This window comes from Neorhizobium sp. 2083, assembly GCF_031455615.1.
Lineage (GTDB): Bacteria > Pseudomonadota > Alphaproteobacteria > Rhizobiales > Rhizobiaceae > Neorhizobium.
Genome location: NZ_JAVDTC010000009.1, coordinates 90472 through 107692, shown reverse-complemented (window position 1 = coordinate 107692; position 17221 = coordinate 90472). Strand labels below are relative to the sequence as shown.

The 17221-nt window shown below is 64.0% G+C and carries 14 protein-coding genes; 6 read left to right on the top strand and 8 right to left on the bottom strand.

Annotated features, from left to right (window positions below; all coding sequences use genetic code 11):
• The first annotated feature begins 27 nt into the window (after positions 1–27).
• Positions 28–756, top strand: a complete 729-nt coding sequence (gene pdeM / locus J2X76_RS27265; protein WP_310220808.1) for a ligase-associated DNA damage response endonuclease PdeM — start codon at positions 28–30, stop codon at positions 754–756.
• Here the strand turns inward: pdeM and J2X76_RS27260 are convergent.
• From J2X76_RS27260 to J2X76_RS27240, 5 genes are all read right to left on the bottom strand, one after another.
• Positions 735–1034, bottom strand: a complete 300-nt coding sequence (locus J2X76_RS27260) for a hypothetical protein (RefSeq protein ID WP_310220688.1) — start codon at positions 1032–1034, stop codon at positions 735–737. The genes pdeM and J2X76_RS27260 overlap by 22 nt on opposite strands.
• 40 nt (positions 1035–1074) lie before the next feature.
• Positions 1075–1512, bottom strand: a complete 438-nt coding sequence (locus J2X76_RS27255) for a universal stress protein (protein ID WP_113128667.1) — start codon at positions 1510–1512, stop codon at positions 1075–1077.
• Positions 1513–1596: 84 nt separating this feature from the next.
• Positions 1597–2553, bottom strand: a complete 957-nt coding sequence (locus J2X76_RS27250) for an alpha/beta fold hydrolase (RefSeq protein WP_310220687.1) — start codon at positions 2551–2553, stop codon at positions 1597–1599.
• A 72-nt stretch (positions 2554–2625) separates the two neighbouring features.
• Positions 2626–4416 carry a chloride channel protein gene (locus tag J2X76_RS27245; protein WP_310220686.1) on the bottom strand — a complete coding sequence of 597 codons (1791 nt, stop codon included), beginning with the start codon at positions 4414–4416 and terminating at the stop codon, positions 2626–2628.
• A 94-nt stretch (positions 4417–4510) separates the two neighbouring features.
• On the bottom strand, positions 4511–5071 hold the full coding sequence (locus J2X76_RS27240; RefSeq protein WP_310220685.1) for a dihydrofolate reductase family protein: 561 nt from the start codon (positions 5069–5071) through the stop codon (positions 4511–4513).
• A 94-nt stretch (positions 5072–5165) separates the two neighbouring features.
• Here J2X76_RS27240 and J2X76_RS27235 point away from each other — a divergent pair, with 94 nt between their 5' ends.
• From J2X76_RS27235 to J2X76_RS27225, 3 genes are all read left to right on the top strand, one after another.
• Complete coding sequence (locus J2X76_RS27235; protein ID WP_310220684.1) at positions 5166–5681, top strand: helix-turn-helix domain-containing protein; 516 nt, start codon at positions 5166–5168, stop codon at positions 5679–5681.
• A gap of 183 nt (positions 5682–5864) precedes the next feature.
• Positions 5865–6749, top strand: coding sequence for a metal-dependent hydrolase (locus tag J2X76_RS27230; protein ID WP_310220683.1), 885 nt, complete (start codon positions 5865–5867; stop codon positions 6747–6749).
• The gene (locus J2X76_RS27225) at positions 6689–7579 is read left to right on the top strand and encodes a class I SAM-dependent methyltransferase (protein ID WP_310220682.1); all 891 of its coding nucleotides are present in this window, start codon (positions 6689–6691) and stop codon (positions 7577–7579) included. The genes J2X76_RS27230 and J2X76_RS27225 overlap by 61 nt, the downstream gene beginning before the upstream one ends.
• Before the next feature lie 10 nt (positions 7580–7589).
• On the opposite strand, the gene J2X76_RS27220 is transcribed toward J2X76_RS27225, so the two are convergent.
• The 3 genes from J2X76_RS27220 to J2X76_RS27210 form a co-directional block, all read right to left on the bottom strand.
• Positions 7590–8393, bottom strand: a complete 804-nt coding sequence (locus tag J2X76_RS27220; protein ID WP_310220681.1) for a TIGR02186 family protein — start codon at positions 8391–8393, stop codon at positions 7590–7592.
• A complete protein-coding gene (locus tag J2X76_RS27215) occupies positions 8393–9319 on the bottom strand; it encodes a sulfite exporter TauE/SafE family protein (RefSeq protein WP_113128675.1) in 927 nt (308 codons plus the stop codon). Before J2X76_RS27215 ends, J2X76_RS27220 begins: the two co-directional genes overlap by 1 nt.
• A 269-nt stretch (positions 9320–9588) precedes the next feature.
• On the bottom strand, positions 9589–13518 hold the full coding sequence (locus tag J2X76_RS27210) for a peptidoglycan-binding protein (RefSeq protein ID WP_310220680.1): 3930 nt from the start codon (positions 13516–13518) through the stop codon (positions 9589–9591).
• A 489-nt stretch (positions 13519–14007) separates the two neighbouring features.
• Here J2X76_RS27210 and J2X76_RS27205 point away from each other — a divergent pair, with 489 nt between their 5' ends.
• The gene (locus tag J2X76_RS27205) at positions 14008–15801 is read left to right on the top strand and encodes an acyl-CoA dehydrogenase C-terminal domain-containing protein (protein ID WP_310220679.1); all 1794 of its coding nucleotides are present in this window, start codon (positions 14008–14010) and stop codon (positions 15799–15801) included.
• Positions 15802–15908: 107 nt separating this feature from the next.
• Positions 15909–17117, top strand: coding sequence for an acetyl-CoA C-acetyltransferase (locus J2X76_RS27200; RefSeq protein WP_310220677.1), 1209 nt, complete (start codon positions 15909–15911; stop codon positions 17115–17117).
• Positions 17118–17221 lie beyond the last annotated feature (104 nt).

Below are 17221 nucleotides of genomic sequence, written 5' to 3'. Positions count from 1 at the left end.
TACGCTGGACTGGAAGACATTGAATTGATGCACCGCCTCGCCTTGGCGCGAACGATTTCAGGGGAAACGGCCGCAACCGGTGCGGAAGAGATCGTCGTGAACGGCGTTCTCGCCGTCTGCGATCCGCTCGGCGGCCTCTACCTGCCGGAAACCGGCGTGCTCGTCGTCTCGGACCTGCATCTGGAAAAAGGCGCTGCTTTTGCTCGCCGCGGCATGATGCTGCCGCCCTACGATACGATCGCGACGCTCAATATCCTCTCGGCCGTCATCACCCGCTACGACCCGAAAGTGGTCGTTTCGCTCGGCGACAATTTCCATGATCGCAAGGGTTCGCAACATCTTGCCCCCGACCTGCGCGCGCTGATCACCGCGATGGCGCGCGGGCGCGACTGGATCTGGATAAACGGCAATCACGATCCGGACGGCACGGTGGATCTGCCGGGCACCTGCACCGACGAACTCTTTTATGGCGACCTCGTCTTCCGCCACGAACCCAGCCTGATCTCCGGCAAAGGCGAGATCGCCGGCCATCTTCATCCGTCGGCGACCGTCCGGCGCCGCGAAAAATCGGTCCGCCGTCCCTGCTTTGCCAGCGACGGCACCCGCCTCCTCATGCCGGCTTTCGGCGTGCTTGCGGGCGGCCTCGACCTGCGCCACCGGGCCATGCACGGCCTGTTCGACCGCGAGGCCCTGGTCGCGCACCTTCTCGGCCGCGACCGTATTTATTCCGTCCGTTACGCCAATCTGATCGGCTGATTAATCATAAAGACGCGCTGCAGCGCCTGGACTGTTCTCATCGCTCGATCGCGTGCATCGGGCGCGTGGCCGAGCGCCATATGCTCACTTTCGATCTCCATGAGAAAGTCAGCGACCTGATTTTGTGGCCGCCCGGCGCGCAACATTCTGCGCGCTTGCAGGAGATAGCTGTCATATTCATCGGCCGCGCCCTCCGGTGGCCCGGTGTCAGTATTGAGGCTGATCGGGTCCCATATGGACCAGCCGATGTCCCGCAGTTCCGCCAGTTCGTTGCTCATCGATGCTTTAAAGCGCACTCGCGGGCGGGAGGCAATGCTATCACCGATAGACCAGCACCGGCGTCTTGGAATGGGCCAGCACCTTCATCGTCACGCTGCCGAGCATGAAGGCCTTGAACCCCGAACGGCCATGCGAGGCCATGGCGATGACGTCGCAATTGTAGGTGCCGGCGGTCTCGATGATCGTGGTGGCCGGATCGATGCTCCCGAGCTTCACCGTTTCGCAGGCGACAAGCCGCTGTTTCGCCGCTTCCTTCGCGTCGGCCAAAATACCGTCGGCCGCCTCGTTGTTCTGGCGGTTGTATTCCGCATAGGCGATTTCCATGCCGCTCGGGTTGAGCGTGAACACTTGCAGCGGTTCCATCACCACCAGAACCGTGGCCTCGGCACCGATTTCATGCGCGAAATCGAGCGCCTTTTCGAGCGCGCTGGTCGAAAGCGGCGAGCCGTCAGTTGGAATGAGAACGTGTTTGAACATCTGTGCCTCCTTTTAACCTGGCGACATCATCGCCAGCTGCACGAGACCGCTCATTGATCCAGCGCAAGCCGCAAGGCCAGGCGTTTACAGCGGCAGCACGTGTGCCGGCCAGGGATTGATGCCGTCCCGCAGCCAGCTGACGCTGTCGCGCCAAAAACCTTCCCTGTGCCGGGAGTGGAACAGGCTGAAATGCCCGATCTCCGGCAGGCCATAGTCCTCCGGCTCCAGAAGAACCTGCTGCACCCCGGCATTGCGGTAATAATCGAGCGTGCGCCGGATCGCCGCCACCGTGCCGATGTCGTCGTCCGCCATGGTGACCGCCAGTATCGGCGCCGTCACCGCCTCGAACCGGCGCAGCACGTCGCTCCGCTCCGCTGCCGGATGGGTGCGCTCCATCCTAGCGCGTCGAAAACTCCATTCGTTCGCAACCCCCGCCGGCAGGTCTTCCAGCCAGCCGAGGCGCTTGCCGGGAAAATAACCGAACATTGCGGTGAGCGCCGGCATCGCCACATGCCATTTGAGGAACAGCCGCAAGCGGTGGCCGCTGGCATAGTCGGGCCAGTAGGCATATTGCGCTCCCATGGTCAGCATCCGGTCGATGCGGCCGGCTTTCGGCGAAAGCCCGGGCAGGTATCCGCCGATGCTGTGGCCGACGACATGGAGCGGCAGCCCCGGGCGGGCGGCATCCATATGCCGGAGTGCCGCGTCGAAATCCTGCTCGCCCCATTCCCGCCAGCGATAACCGCAACCTCTCAGGCTTTCGGGGCGCGAAAGTCCGATGCCGCGATAGTCGTAGGTCAGCACGTCGAAACCTTGGCCGGCCAGGAAATCGGCGTAATAATGATAATAGCGGGCAAGCACTCCGGTCGCCGGATTGATGATGACGCTGCCGACCGCCGCAGTTCGGGCCGGCCAGGTATGGCCATGCAGAACGATGCCGTCCCGACAGGCCAAGCTGACGGGCTGCCCGGTGGGACGCGACGATCCGGCGCTGCCGTCGCTCACCCCGCGCGCGGGCGCTTCGAATTGCGTTTCGGTCATCATCCTTCTCCCTGGAGGGGCGACCATATATTGCGGCCCATGAGGCGCAATTAGCCGAAGGGAGGAGGCGGATCAGATCTCGCCGGAAACCTCGCGTCGCCGCCGGTCGAGTTCTTCCGCGTAGCGCCGCAGGGTATGGCTTTCGCTGAGCTGCCCGACGACCTTGCGCTCGATCTGGTTGTTGACGACGGCAAGTGCTTCCGCCTCCAGCCTGTCGAAGATCGCCGCCGCCTGCTTGGCGTTCATGGACCGCAGCAGCACGTCGTTCCTGTATTTCACGAAGGAGGCGAGTGTCGGTTTTTCCTTCGCATCCTCGGTTGGTGCCGCATAGATGTCCGGCAAAAGCACCATGCCCGCATATTTCTCCGCCTCGTCGAGCAGGATCACCCGCTGCGTCGAACCGAGCGGGAATTGGTTGCGGAATTCCTCGATGCTCATCGAAATCGGCGCAGTGCGGATGTCGGGGCGCATCATCCGCTCGACGGTCAGATTGCGGATCCAGCCGATATCGTGGGCGCTGCGGATGCTTTCGCCGCGAAGATGGAAGCGCCATGTGGCGAACGAATAGCCGAACGTGCTGCGCACGGTGAGCGACGAGGTGATCACGGCGGCAAGCGCCAGTACCGTGATCGGAAAATCGCCGGTGATTTCGAGAGCCAGGAATGTCATGGTCAGCGGGCCCCCGATCACCGCCACCGCCATCGCGCTCATGCCGACGACCGCATAGATGACCGGCGTCAGCGTTGCCTGGGCGAAGATATAAGGCGCCGAATAGGCGAAGATCTTGCCGAGCAGGGCGCCCATGAACAGCGATGCGAAGAACAGGCCGCCACGAAAGCCGGAGCCGATCGATACGGCCGATGCCAGCGATTTCAACGCCAGGATGGCGAGCAGCGCCGGGATCGTCAGGTTCTGGCCGAGATTGAGATGCAGCGCCCCATGACCGGCCGACATCACCTGCTGGTCGACAAGTGCCAGCAGCCCGATCAGTATCCCGCCCATCGCCGGCCGGAAGGCGGGTGAAAGCGAGCTCTTGCGCGCCGTCTCCTCGACGAAGGTGACGCCTTTCATCAGCAGGATGCCGCCGCCGGCACAAAAGGCCCCGAGCAGGATCGCCGGCAGATAGTCGGCCGGCCCGACGGCGCCGAAATTTCCAACGTCGATCAGGAATTCCTCGCCGAAAAACAATCGGGTCACGATCGTCGCGACCAGCGCCGAGACGACCACCGGGGTGAGGCTCATGATCGTATAGGTGCCGATGATCAGCTCGAAGGCATAAAAGGCGCCCGTCAGCGGCGCGTTGAAGGCGGCGGCAATGGCGCCCGACGCGCCGCAGCCGACCAGGATGCGCAGATCCGACCGGCGCAATTGCAGCAGCAGGCCGATCTTCGAAGCGATCCCGGCAGAAAGCTGCGTATAACCGGCCTCCAGGCCGACAGAGGCGCCAAAACCGTTGGAAATCAGGTTCTGGACGGCGACGAGAATGCTGTCGGTCAAGGACAGCCGTCCGCCATGCAGGGCGTTCGCCTCGATCGGATCGACCATCGGCTTTTTGCGCCAGCGCCGGAGGATCAGGAACAACAGGCCGAGAATGATGCCGCCGACGATCGGGGCGAGCAGGATCGTCAGCCTGTCCGTACCGGTCGCGGAACTCAGCCTTTCGTCGCCGCTCAATCCGAAGATGAACCGGTGCATTTCCTGGGAGATGAAGCTCATGCCGGCGATCGCGAGCCCCGACAAAACGCCGACCAGGGCTGCAACGGCGATGAGCCCGAATTCGCTGCGCCGGACAAGTACCCGCAACTGGCCCGGATTGAGAAGAACCCGGGCGAAGGGCTGGAGAGAAGGGAACCGGCTGAACATGGCGTCTTACAAGGAACGAGGTGGCGCGTTCCTAACGGAAATATCCCTTGCGGCCAATAATCAATCCCGCCGGTTCTTCTCGATGTCGAAAAAGTTACGCGGCCTTGCCGACCGAATAGGTGAGGATCACCGCACCATTGGCCGCGGTGCTGGAACTGACCAGCTTGAGCGCGGTCTGTTCGCTCGCCTTCTTGAAAAGCGGATTGCCGGCCCCCAGAAGCACCGGTACGATGCAGAGCCGATATTCATCGACGAGGCCCTGGCTCATCAGCGAAGCCACCAGTTCGGCGCTGCCGAAGATGAAGATCGTCTTGCCGTCCTCGCCCTTCAGCTTGGCGAGCTCGGAGACCGGATCGCTGACGACCCGCGTATTGTTCCACGGCGCGTCCTTCAGCGTCCTGGAGACCGCGATCTTGGCGATGTTGTTCATATAGTCCTTGACCTTGCCGCCTTCCTCGGCGGTCGGCCAATAGGCGGCCATGCCCTCGTAGGTCTTGCGGCCGAACACCAGAAGGTCACCCTCTTCGCCGAATTGTTCGGAGAGTTTTTCCAGTTCGGGTCCCCAGGCATGGTTGTGAAAGGAGAGGTCCCACGGTTTCTCTCCCTCGAAATAGCCATCGAGCGTCATCAGGTTCCAGACCACCAGCTTTCTCATGTCATCCTCCATCGCGTTAAAACCAGTTGCAAAAAGCAAGCAGTTGAAAGCTAGCCAAACTGATTGTAGAATGCAAGTGGTCTTGGAGAAAAAAATGACGGAAACACATCGGTCGGGTTGCCCGATCAATCTGACGCTGGAAGTTCTGGGCGATCGCTGGAGCCTAATCGTCATCCGCGACATCATGTTCGGCAATCGCCGCCACTTCCGCGAACTGCTGCAGAATTCCGAGGAGGGGATCGCCTCCAACATCCTCGCCGACCGGCTGAAGCGCCTGGTGGAACGAGGACTGCTCTCCCGCGAGGACGATCCGAGCCACAAGCAGAAGGGCATCTACAGCCTCACGGAAATGTCGATCCGGCTGGTGCCGATATTTGCGGAAATGGGCGCCTGGGGCCGTCGCTTCATGCCGGTTTCGGAAGAGCTTTCCATCCGTGCGCAGCTGCTGGAGGAAGGCGGACGGCCGCTCTGGGACGATTTCATGGACGAGCTGCGCGTCCTGCATCTGCATGCCCCGCGCGATCCGGCCAAGCCATCCGTCTTCGACCGGCTGCGCGCGGCCTATCTTGAAATCGTCGCCCGCAACGCCGCAGCCGAGGCCGCCGAGTAGTCCGGCGCCATCCCTGCATCCGATGGGCGGTCCCGTCGCGTCGCGTATTGCTTCTGCCGCCTGGTTTCAGTACGCATCTGCCGAAGGTGTGGAGATGCCGATCGTCGATCCGCGACGGGGCATGGGCGTTGGTTTATGGTGCGGCAGGTCGCGGCGACCGGTTCCAAACAATGGATGGCACATATGGCAGGATCGAACGGGCACGCTCCGAATGACGAAGCGGATATCATTCCGCGCGACATCCGCTTCGGGATATTGGGCAACGCGACGCGCCACTGGTATGGCGGCGACATCCACAAGACCTTGATGGCCGACGGTCTGTCGATCTTCCTGCCGGAGGGCGAGCGCTATTTCATCCGCTCGCTGAAGCACTACGCATCCAAGCTCGGCGACCGGGAGCTGGCGGAAGAGATCAACGGTTATTCCGTACAGGAAGCCTACCACACGCGCGAGCATGAAGACTACAACCGCGCCATGGCCTCGCTCGGATACGATGTCGAAGAGATGGAAAAGCCGGTCAAGGCTGCGCTGGGTGTTACCAAGAACCCCCTGCACCGGCTGGCGGTGACCTGCGCGATCGAGCACCTAACCGCCACATTGTCGTCGGTGACGCTGCGCCGGCCGGAGATTTTCGATGGCGCGGCGGCGCCCTACCGGCGCCTGTGGATGTGGCATGCGCTGGAGGAACTGGAGCACAAGGCCGTGGCGCTCGACGTGCTGAAGGCGGTGACGCCGAACCTGGCAGGCTGGAAACGCTATCTGCTGCGGGTGTCGGCCATGAATGCCACGATCGTCCCGTTCCTGTTCATCTTCCTCAGAAACACGCGACTTTATGCCCATACCGACGGGGTGAAGACCGGACCGCGCTTCTGGCTCCGCTTCCTGTGGGTCGTGGCCGTCGCTCCCGGCTTCTGGCGGCGCTGCTTTCCGCTCTTCCTCAGCTACTACCTTCCCGGTTTCGATCCGAAAAACAGCGATGATGCCGAACTGGTGCGCAAGGGGCGCGCATGGCTGGAACAGGAAATGCCGCCGGGTTCGGGGCCCGTGCCTTCCGGCTCTGCCGGCTGAAGGGGCTGATCATGTCGCGCAACATATTTTCCAGCGTCCTCGATGCGGTCGAACGCGGCGCGTTTCCGCGCACGCAGAAATGGGCTTGGCGCGGCCTCTACAGCATCCTGTCGCGGTTCTGGCGCGATAACGACTGGCGTTTCATGAACTACGGCTTCGTGGCGGACGGCGCGCCATTTCCGCTGAAGGCCGAGGACGAGAACGAACGGGCTTTCATCGGCCTTTACCATCAGGCGCTGGAAGACCTGCCGGTCGCCGGCGCACGCGTCCTGGAGATCGGCTCCGGCCGCGGCGGCGGATCGCGCTATATCGCCCGTTATTACCAACCCGCATCGGTGGTCGGCCTCGATTATTCTCCCGAGACGGTGCGCCTGGCGCGAAAGTTGAACGGCGACGCCCCGGCGCTTTCCTTCCAGACCGGCGATGCCGAGAGGCTGCCGTTTGCCGACGGATCCTTCGACGTGGTCGTCAACATCGAGTCCTCGCATTGTTATGCGGATGTCCCGGCCTTCGCGCGGGAAGTCTCGCGGGTCCTGGCCCCCGGCGGCTGGTTCACCTTCGCCGACATGCGCTCCAGGGGAAAACTCGCCGAACTCGACCGTCAGCTCGACGCTTCCGGGCTTGAACGCGTAGCCGGGCACGAGCTGTCGCCGGGGGTCATCAAGGCGCTCGATGCGGCAGAAACGCGCAAGCGCCAGCGCATCGACCGGGCGTGGTTCATGCGGCGCTTCATGTCCGAATTTGCCGGCGCCAAGGGTTCGATCCTCTACAAGGGGCTGAAAAGCGGCAGCGTCGTCTACGTGGCGCGCCGGTTCCGCAAATCGGCCTGAGAACGGACCGTCAGTCCTTGCGCAAGACGATGCTGGCGCCCCAGCCGGTGATCACGGCGATCAGCACGCAGAGGAGGCCGTAGGCGAGCGGCCGGTCGTGGGCGGCGTCGGTGATCGCCTGCTCGATGCCGGTCTTGACGACGCGCAGCGGCATTTCCCGCTGGGTGATCAGCTGGCCGCTCTTGAACAGGTAGGCCCGCACCATGTGCATTCCGTCCGGTATATTGGCCGGCAGTTTCAGCGAGGCGCGGAACAGGCTGGACGAGACGAAGCGCACGCCGCTCGTATCGCGCTGGTAGAGCCCGTTTGTCAGCTTGAGGCGCCGATAGGCGTCTCGGAACTCGCCGATCATGCCGGAATCGGGGATGTAGCCGACCGGGTTCAGCGCCAGGTGGTCGATGCCGACGCCGATATTGTTGAGGCTCGGCGCCTCGTCGATACTGTCGATCATCCTTGTGCTGGCCAGCGAATAGCTTTCCGGCACCTGTTCGAAGGTCATGCTTTCGGTATTCATCCAGATCCCGAAGACGCGCTCCTTCTTGCGCACCGTCGCGTAGTCCTTCGGGCCTTCGAGCGTCACCACCATGTCATACTGGCCGATCGCCAGAAACAGCTCGTCGGCATTGGTGAGTGCCCCGAAGATCGTCAGATCCGCGCCGCGGAAATCCGAGGTGATGGCGATCTCGCTGGTCGAAGCGCCGATCTCCAGTCCTTCCTTCACCCCCGACGCCTCCCCGAAGGGGACCTGCGCCACGGCTGGCGAACCAAGCGCCAGGAACGGCATGAGGAGGATGGTTTGGAGAAGCCGGCGCATCAGTAGGACATCCCTCCGGCCGCGACCGAATAGACGTCGTCCGGCGTGACGATCAGCCCGATCGCCAGACGGATGCCGACGGCGAGGACCAGCAGCGCCAGAAGCGCGCGCAGCTGCTCGCCGCGCAGTTTCTGCCCGACCCGCACGCCATATTGCGCGCCGATCACGCCGGCCACCATCAGGATCGAGGCGAGCACGATATCGACGGAATAGTTGGTCGCTGCCTGCACCATGGTCGTGTAGGCGGTGACGAAGATGATCTGGAACAGCGACGTGCCGACGACCACGTTGGTCGGGATGCGCAGCAGATAGATCATCGCCGGCACCATGATGAAGCCGCCGCCGACGCCCATGATCGAGGTCAGCACGCCGATGCCGAATCCAAGCCCGACGATCGGGATGGCGGACAGATAGATCTTCGATTTCTTGAACCGCATCTTCAGCGGCAGCCGGTGCACCCAGTTGTGCTGGCCGGGCCGCTTCAGGGGCAAGGGCTGGTTGTTCTTCGCGCGCCGCATGGCGCGCACGCTCTCCTGCAGCATCAGCGTGCCGATCGAGCCGAGCAGCACGACGTAGAGGACCGAGATGAACAGGTCGAGCTGGCCGATGCGCCGCAGCCAAGAGAACACCCAGACGCCCGCGGTGGCGCCCGCCAGACCCCCGACAAGCAGGACGGAGCCGAGCTTCATGTCGAGCGTGCCCCGCCTGAAATGGGTGATCGCGCCCGAGATCGAGGAGGCGACGACCTGATTGGCGCCGGTGGCGACCGCCACGACCGGCGGGATGTTGTAGAAGATCAGAAGCGGCGTGATCAGGAAGCCGCCGCCGACACCGAACATGCCGGAGAGGAAGCCCACGGCCGCGCCCATGCCCAGAATGATGAAGATGTTCACCGACAGCTCTGCGATCGGCAGGTAGACAGTCACGGCAGAACCTCGACACGGCAAAAAGCGATGCCCTCGCGGGCGGTTCGCGATGAGTTATCCGCCCGGCGCGGGTATGGGAACGTGATCTCACATGCCATGTGAACAGGGCATGAAGGACCTCATCCGTCATGCGCCCGGGCGTACCGCGAAGTCAATTCGCAAGTGCCGGATAATGCGGCAATTTCGCCGTTTTTCTGGGGGCGTGATTAATATCCCCCAACTCGCCTAGATCGGTCGGGTAAGTAGACTTAACGATCGGGCAGATAGACTTACTTGTTCTTGGCGAGCAGTTCCTTGACCAGCGCGTCGGTGATCTTGCCGGTCGGCTCCTGGCCGACCGAGGTCTGGAAGGCCTTGATCGCCGTTACCGTCTTTGCACCCATCTTGCCGTCGGCGGTGCCGGCGTCGAAACCGCTCTTGTTCAGGATCGCCTGGATGTTGCGGATCGCCTTTTCCATATCGACCGAAGCGGTGGTCAGCGGCTTGCCGGAAGCCCATTCGTCCGGCAGGTTGACGGCATTGGCCTTCGGGTCGAGCGGCTTCACCTTCCACTGCTCCGCCTTGGCCTTGGCGCTTTCCAGCTGTTCCTTGCGCATGGCCTTGCCCACCTCGTCGCGCTTCTGGGCGGCGTCCTTGTCGCCTTCCTTGGCGGCGGCGGCAAACCACTTGTAGGATTCTTCGAGATCCTGCTTCACGCCGTTGCCGCGTGCCAGGAGGATGGCGAGGTTGAACTGGCTGTCGGCAATGCCGAAATCGGCAGCCTTGGCGAACCAGGAAACGGCTGCGGCATAATCCGGCTGGCCGGCGGCGCCCGAGGCGTAGAGCACGGCGAGATTGTGCATGGCGCTGGCATTGCCGGCGTCTGCGGCCTGCTTGTAATAGGTCATCGCCTTTGAAAGGTCGCGGGAAACGCCCGTGCCCTTTTCGAAGAGATTGGCGAGCCGGTACTGCGCCGGCGCCAGGCCGCGGTCGGCGGCGAGCTTGTACCAGTTGGCGGCTTCCGACAGATCGGTCTTGACGCCCTTTCCGTCGGTGAAGCGGGCGCCGATTTCGAAGAGCGCGTTCGCGTCGCCGGCAGCGGCAGCGTCGGCAAGCGATTTCGGTTCGATGCCGACGGGCACCACGATCGTGGCCGGAGCCGTTGCCTTGGGAGCGGCCGCGAACGTGTTCGAAGCCGTCGGCGCGGTGCCGGGCTGTTCCATGATCGACGGCGCGCCCGATGCGGGCCGCGGATCGGTGAGGTAGTTGGCGGTGATCGCCGGCGCCGGCGCCTGCTCGACGGGTTGCGTCGGAGCCGCTGCGACGGTCGTGTCGCTTTCGGCGCCGTCGGTCGCGGCCTGGTCCTCGATCGTCGGGATTTCGGCGGCGCCGTTCATGTTGGCGGGCGCGGCCGGCCGGGCCGGAGCCTCGATCGTCGGTGCAGGTGCCTCGGGGGCCTTGGTGCCGCTGGTCAGCGTCTTGGCGAGCGGCATCGCCATCAGCACCAGGAGCACGGCGCCGACGGCCATCAGGATCGGGCGGCGATGCTGCGAGATGACAGCGCCGAAACCCTTGGCTCCGGCAGCCTTGGCGGCCTTGCGCATGTCCTTGGAGGGCGAGCCGCCTTGCGAGGGATCGGTTTCCTGGGCTGCGGCCTTGGCGGCGCGGCGGGCGGCGGCGATATAATCGGCGCGTTCCGCGGCACTCGTCCGGTCGGTTTCGAATTCGCCGGCGGCCTGGCTGGCGCGAACCCGCTCGAGGATTTTCTTGACGTCGGGCGCGCCCGAGCCCGGCTCGAGAAGGTCGTTTTCGCGATCTGCCGGCAGCACGTCGGACGGATCGATTGACGGCGTCGGATCGATCACGGTGCGGCCGCCCTTCGGGGCCTCGGCCTTGCCGCCGGGCAGGAAGCGGCGGGAAAGCTCGGTCAGCAGGCTGGTCCTTGCGGCTTTCTCCTTGGCGACGCTTTCCTTGGCGGCGACTTTGGTGTCGGCATAGTCGGCGCGCAGCACCGTTTCGTCGGAAGTAACCTCCTGAGGCACTTTGGTCCGCGTTCCGAAGGTCGCGGGCGGCTGCTCGCCTGCTTCGGCCTCGGCTTCCGCCAGCTCGTAGCTCATCAGCTCTTCGGCGGCGGCGACGGAAAGCTGCGCGACCGCCGGCATGGCCGGGGCGGCGCGGGTTTCGTGGCGCGCCGGTTCCTCGTAATACCGATCCCGCTCCGCATGAGCGGAGCCGGCAAGCCGTTCTTCCATTCCGTCCAGGCGGTCGGCGATCTGCACCAGCGTGCCGTGCAGCGCCTCGAAGGTCTGGTGGGTGCGGTCGTCCGAATGGCGGGTCAGGTCTTCGAGATGGCGAAGGTCCTCGGCAAGCGCGGAAAGGGCCGCCATATCGGCAGCGGCCACGGGCGCGCCTGCGGCACCGTTGCGGGAATAGGCTTCCACCACCGTTTCGGCAGCCTGTCGGGCGGCCTCGATGATGTATTCGTCATTGGTCGCCATATAGCTTTCGAGCGCCGTCATGCGGCTCTCGAATTCGGCGGGAAGGGCGCCTGCAGCCTGCTGCGGCTGGCTGATCAGCACCGAAAGATGGGCGATCTGGTCTTCGAGATTGCGAAGCGCGCCGTCATCGCTGCGCGGTGCTGCGGTTGCCTCGTCGAGCCGCGCCGCGATGTCGGTCAGCCGGTCTTCGAGCCGTTCGAAGGCCTGCCCGTCCATCGCCGACTGGGCGTGCGGCTGATAGCCGATTTCCTCGATCCGGCGGGCGAGATAGTCGAGCCGTTCGGCAAGCGCGTCGTTGACCGAACCCTGCTCCAGTCCGTCGATCTTGCGGGAGATGTCGGCCAGATAAGCGGAAAGCTCGGGATCCTGCGAAGGTTTCTGGGCCTGTTCCAGGATCAGCGAAAGCTGCTCCAGACGCTCTTCCAGGCGCATGGCCGCCTGTTCGTCGGTAAGCTCCTCGATCCGGCCCGTCAGCGCCTCGATGCGGGCGGAGAGCGCTTCGGTCGGATCGACCTGGGCATGGGCCGCGTGGCTGATCGCATCGATCTGGTCGGCCAGCGCGCTGATCCGGCCGTCCAGGCGCTGCAGGAAGGACTGGTCGATCGAGGCGGCTGCCGAGGCGCGGCTGCCGGCAGCGATCGCGCGGCTGATTTCGTCCAGCCGCTCGTCCAATGTCGCGAACTGTTCTGCAATGACCGCATCGTTCGGCTGCATGCGCGAGCCAAGCTGTTCCATGGCACTCGCCACCGTGATCAGCTTCTGTTCGAGCGCGCGGATGACCGGGCTGTCGCTCATGGCGCCGAGCTGGCCCTTGATGTCGTCGATGCGGTAGGCGAGCGAGACGAGCTCTTCGCGCAGCGCCGCCGAGTCGAGATCGTGCATGCGATCTTCGAGACCCTGCCAGCGGGTTTCCATCCGCCGCACGGAATCTTCGCGGGCGAGCCCGTCCATGACGGCGCGCAGCTCCTCGAATTCGCTGCGCAGGCCGGCAGCCTCCGGCGTTGCCTGGTAACCGAGCTGGTTGATGCCGTCGGCAAGCCGGGCAAGGTCGCCGCGCAGGTCCTCGGTGAAATTCTGGTCCTGGGCAATGGACTTGATCGAGCGGATTTCGGAACGCAGCGCCGTCATCTCGCGGCCGACGCTCTCGGAAATATCCTGCTTCAGTTCCTGGCGCAGGCTGACCAGCGCCTGCGCGATGTCGCGCATGCCGTTCTCGGCCGGCTGCTGCGGCTGCGGTGCAGGCATGCGCGGCTGGGCCGCCATGCGGCGGGGCTCCTCACGGCGCGGTGCGGGCGCGATCGGGCGCTGTTCGGCATAACGGGGCGCTTCCGTGCGAACGGGGGCCTGCCGTACTGGCGGACGATAGGCTTCCGGCGGGCGCAGTTCGGTACGGCGCGGTTCGGCGTAACGGGGTTCTTCGCGGCGAGGCTCCGGAGCGCGAGGACGCTCGGTCCTTGCACGGTCGCGGCCGGCGTCGAGCATGCGCTGGCGTTCGCGGATCTCGGCAAGCGGATCGCTGGAGAGTTGCGGTTCGCGATAGGCGGCGGCCGGAGCCGGCCGGCGCTGCTCGCGCGGATCGGCCGCTTTCGGCGCACGACCGTCACGCGCCGTGCCCGACATCAACCCCTCGATACGCGCCTCCAGCCCTTCGATGGTGCGGTTCAACGCATCCAGGGAAGAGCGGTCGCCGGGACGGGAAGGGGTCGATCGTGATCCGTTCATGTGCTCGCTCGTTTCGACGTTGTACCTGCCGGCTTTCGCAATAGGCCTTGTTCAGGGACAGGAAATTCCCGCCGAATAGCCGTATATTAGAAATGCCTTTCGCAGGACTTGCCATTTCAGCGGACGCGGTACGTCTGGTGGTAAATGCACTGCGTCGCCTGAGTGCCCACTATTTCCCGAAACGTGGTAAACAAGTCGTTAACCCGGACGAAAATTTTAACCTTTTCGACGTGTTCCAGGTCCCTCGCGGGGATGAGGTTCCGCCTGCCGGCCCTATTTCCCCGCTTTCCCATCCAGCCTCGCAACTGCTCGGCCCGTTAAGACTATGCCGGGGACGAGGAATGGCGACGGGGAGACCGTGGAAGTTCCGCACGCACGCAATTGACGTTTACGCGAACGTCAATTATTTGTGGTAGAAAGAATGCGGATCCTGCCGTGAGCCGAAGGCCCGCAGCGATCCTTGGACGAGGATTTGGAGGAAGCTCGACTATGCCAGTGTACAAGGCCCCGGTAAACGACACGCTTTTCATTCTCAACGACGTGCTCGGCCTTGAGCGCTACGGCAACCTGCCGGGCTTTGCCGATGCCACGCCGGACATGCTGGAGGCGATCATCGGGGAAGCCGCCAAGGTTGCCGAGGACGTGCTTTTCCCCTTGAACCTCTCCGGCGACCAGGAAGGCTGCACCCGTCACGACAACGGCACGGTCTCGGTGCCGAAGGGCTTCAAGCAGGCCTATGACCAATATTGCCAGGCCGGCTGGATCGGCCTTGCCGTGCCGGAGGAATTCGGCGGCCAGGGCCTGCCCTACACGCTGCATGCCGCCGTCGGCGAATACATGTCGTCCGCCAACATGTCGCTGATGATGTATCCGGGCCTGACCCAGGGCGCGATCGCCGCGATCCTCGTGCACGGTTCCGACGAGCAGAAAAAGACCTACCTGCCGAACATGGTCGCTGGCACCTGGTCGGGCACGATGAACCTGACCGAACCCCATTGCGGCACCGATCTCGGCCTGCTGCGTTCGAAGGCGGTGCCGCAGGCCGACGGGTCCTACAAGATTTCCGGCCAGAAGATCTTCATCTCCGCCGGCGAGCACGGCATGACCGACAACATCGTGCACCTGGTGCTTGCTCGTATCGAAGGCGCGCCCGAGGGCACCAAGGGGATCTCGCTCTTCATCGTCCCGAAGTTCATGGTCAACAGGGACGGATCGCTCGGCAAGCGCAACGGCGTTTCCTGCGGCGCGATCGAGGAGAAGATGGGCATTCACGGCAATGCCACCTGCGTCATGAACTACGACGAGGCGACCGGTTTCCTGATTGGGGCGGAGAACAAGGGCCTCGCCGCCATGTTCGTGATGATGAACGAGGCCCGCCTCGGCGTCGGCCTGCAGGGTCTCTCGATCGCCGAGACGGCCTATCAGAATGCGGTCGCCTATGCCCGCGAGCGCATCCAGGGCCGTTCGCTCTCCGGCACCAAGGCGCCGGACAAAAAGGCTGATCCGATCATCGTCCATCCAGATATCCGCCGCTCGCTGATGACCATCCGCGCCTTCAACGAAGCCGGCCGCGCCTTCCTGCTCTGGACGGCTCTCAAGTCGGACATCGCCCATCGTTCGCCCGATGCCGCCGAACGCCAGAACGCCGACGACCTTCTCGGTCTCGCCACCCCGATCCTCAAGGGCGTGATGACCGACAAGGGTTTTGAGCACGCGGTGATGGCCCAGCAGGTCTTCGGCGGCCACGGTTATATCGAGGAACACGGCATGAGCCAGTATGTCCGCGATGCCCGCATCACCATGATCTACGAAGGCGCCAACGGCATCCAGGCGCTCGACCTCGTCGGCCGCAAGCTGGCGCTGAACGGCGGTCGCGCGGTCATGGCGATGTTCAAGGAGATCGGCGATTTCTGCGAGGAAAACCGCGCCGACGAAAACATGGCCCCCTTCACCAAGGGCCTCAAGAAGGGCTTGAACGACCTGCAGGCGTCCACCATGTGGTTCATGCAGAACGCCATGGCCAAGCCCGACAATGCCGGCGCCGGCTCGACCGACTACATGCACCTCTTCGGCCTGGTGACGCTCGGCTACATGTGGGCCAAGATCGCCAAGGCGGCACAGGCCGGCCTTGCCGCCGGCGACGCCCGCGCCGACTACCTGAAGAACAAGCTCACCACGGCAAAATTCTTCATGGAAAAGATCCTGCCGGAAACCGCGATGCGGAAGGTCCGCATCGAAGCCGGCGCCGACAGCGTGATGGAACTGGCCGCCGAGGCGTTTTGATTTTGCGCCGACGGTCCCTCCCCCTTGCGGGGAGGGCTGGGGAGGGGTCTTCTCTCCCATGTCCGAGATTTGAGGCAATATAAATTGCCACCCAGGGAGATGACACCATGACCGAAGTCTTCATTTACGACCACGTCCGCACGCCGCGCGGCCGCGGCAAGAAGGATGGGGCGCTGCACGAAGTGCCGTCCGTGCGCCTCGCCGCCAAGACGCTCCAAGCGATCCGCGACCGCAATGGCCTTGATACGTCTTATGTCGACGACATCATCATGGGCTGCGTCGATCCGGTCATGGACGCCGGCGCCGTCATCCCCAAGGCCGCTGCCTTTGAGGCCGGGTATTCGACCAAGGCTCCCGGCATGCAGATCTCCCGCTTCTGCGCCTCCGGCCTCGATGCCGTCAACTTCGCGGCCGGCAAGGTCGCAGCCGGATCCGACGACATCGTCATCGCCGGCGGCGTCGAGTCGATGTCGCGCGTCGGCATGGGCATGTCCGGTGGCGCCTGGTACATGGACCCCTCGGTCAACTTCCCGGCCTATTTCATGCCGCAGGGCGTCTCCGCCGACCTGATCGCCACCAAATACGGTTTCAGCCGCGACGACGTCGATGCCTATGCCGTCGAAAGCCAGAAGCGGGCCGGCAAGGCCTGGGAGGCCGGCTACTTCAAGAACTCCGTCATCCCCGTCAAGGACCAGAACGGCCTCGTTATCCTCGACCGCGACGAGCACATGCGCCCGACCACCGACATGCAGTCGCTTGGCCAGCTGAACCCGTCCTTCCAGATGCCGGGCGAGATGGGCGGTTTCGAAGCCGTCGGCATCCAGGCCCATCCGGAAATCGAGCGCATCAACTACGTCCACCACGCCGGCAATTCCTCCGGCATCGTCGATGGCGCCGCGGCCGTCCTGATCGGCTCCAGGGCCGGCGGGGAGAGCATGAACCTCAAGCCTCGCGCCCGCATCCGCCACTTCGCCAATATCGGCTCCGACCCGGCGCTGATGCTGACCGGCCCGGTTGACGTCACCGAGAAGCTGCTTGCGCGCTCCGGCATGAAGATCTCCGATATCGACCTGTTCGAGCTCAACGAAGCCTTCGCCGCCGTGGTTCTCCGCTACATGCAGGCCTTCGACATCAGTCACGACAAGATCAACGTCAACGGCGGCGCTATCGCCATGGGCCACCCGCTCGGCGCCACCGGCGCGATGATTTTGGGCACCGTTCTGGACGAGCTGGAGCGCCGCGACTTGAACACCGCGCTGGTCACGCTCTGCATCGGCGCCGGCATGGGCACGGCCACGATCATCGAACGGGTTTGAGACCGTGAAAGCCCCTCACCCCGCCTCCGCTGCGCTCGGCGCACCCTCTCCCCGTGAACGGGGCGAGGGGGAACGGCCACGGCGCGGCATATGTCTTCTCCCCG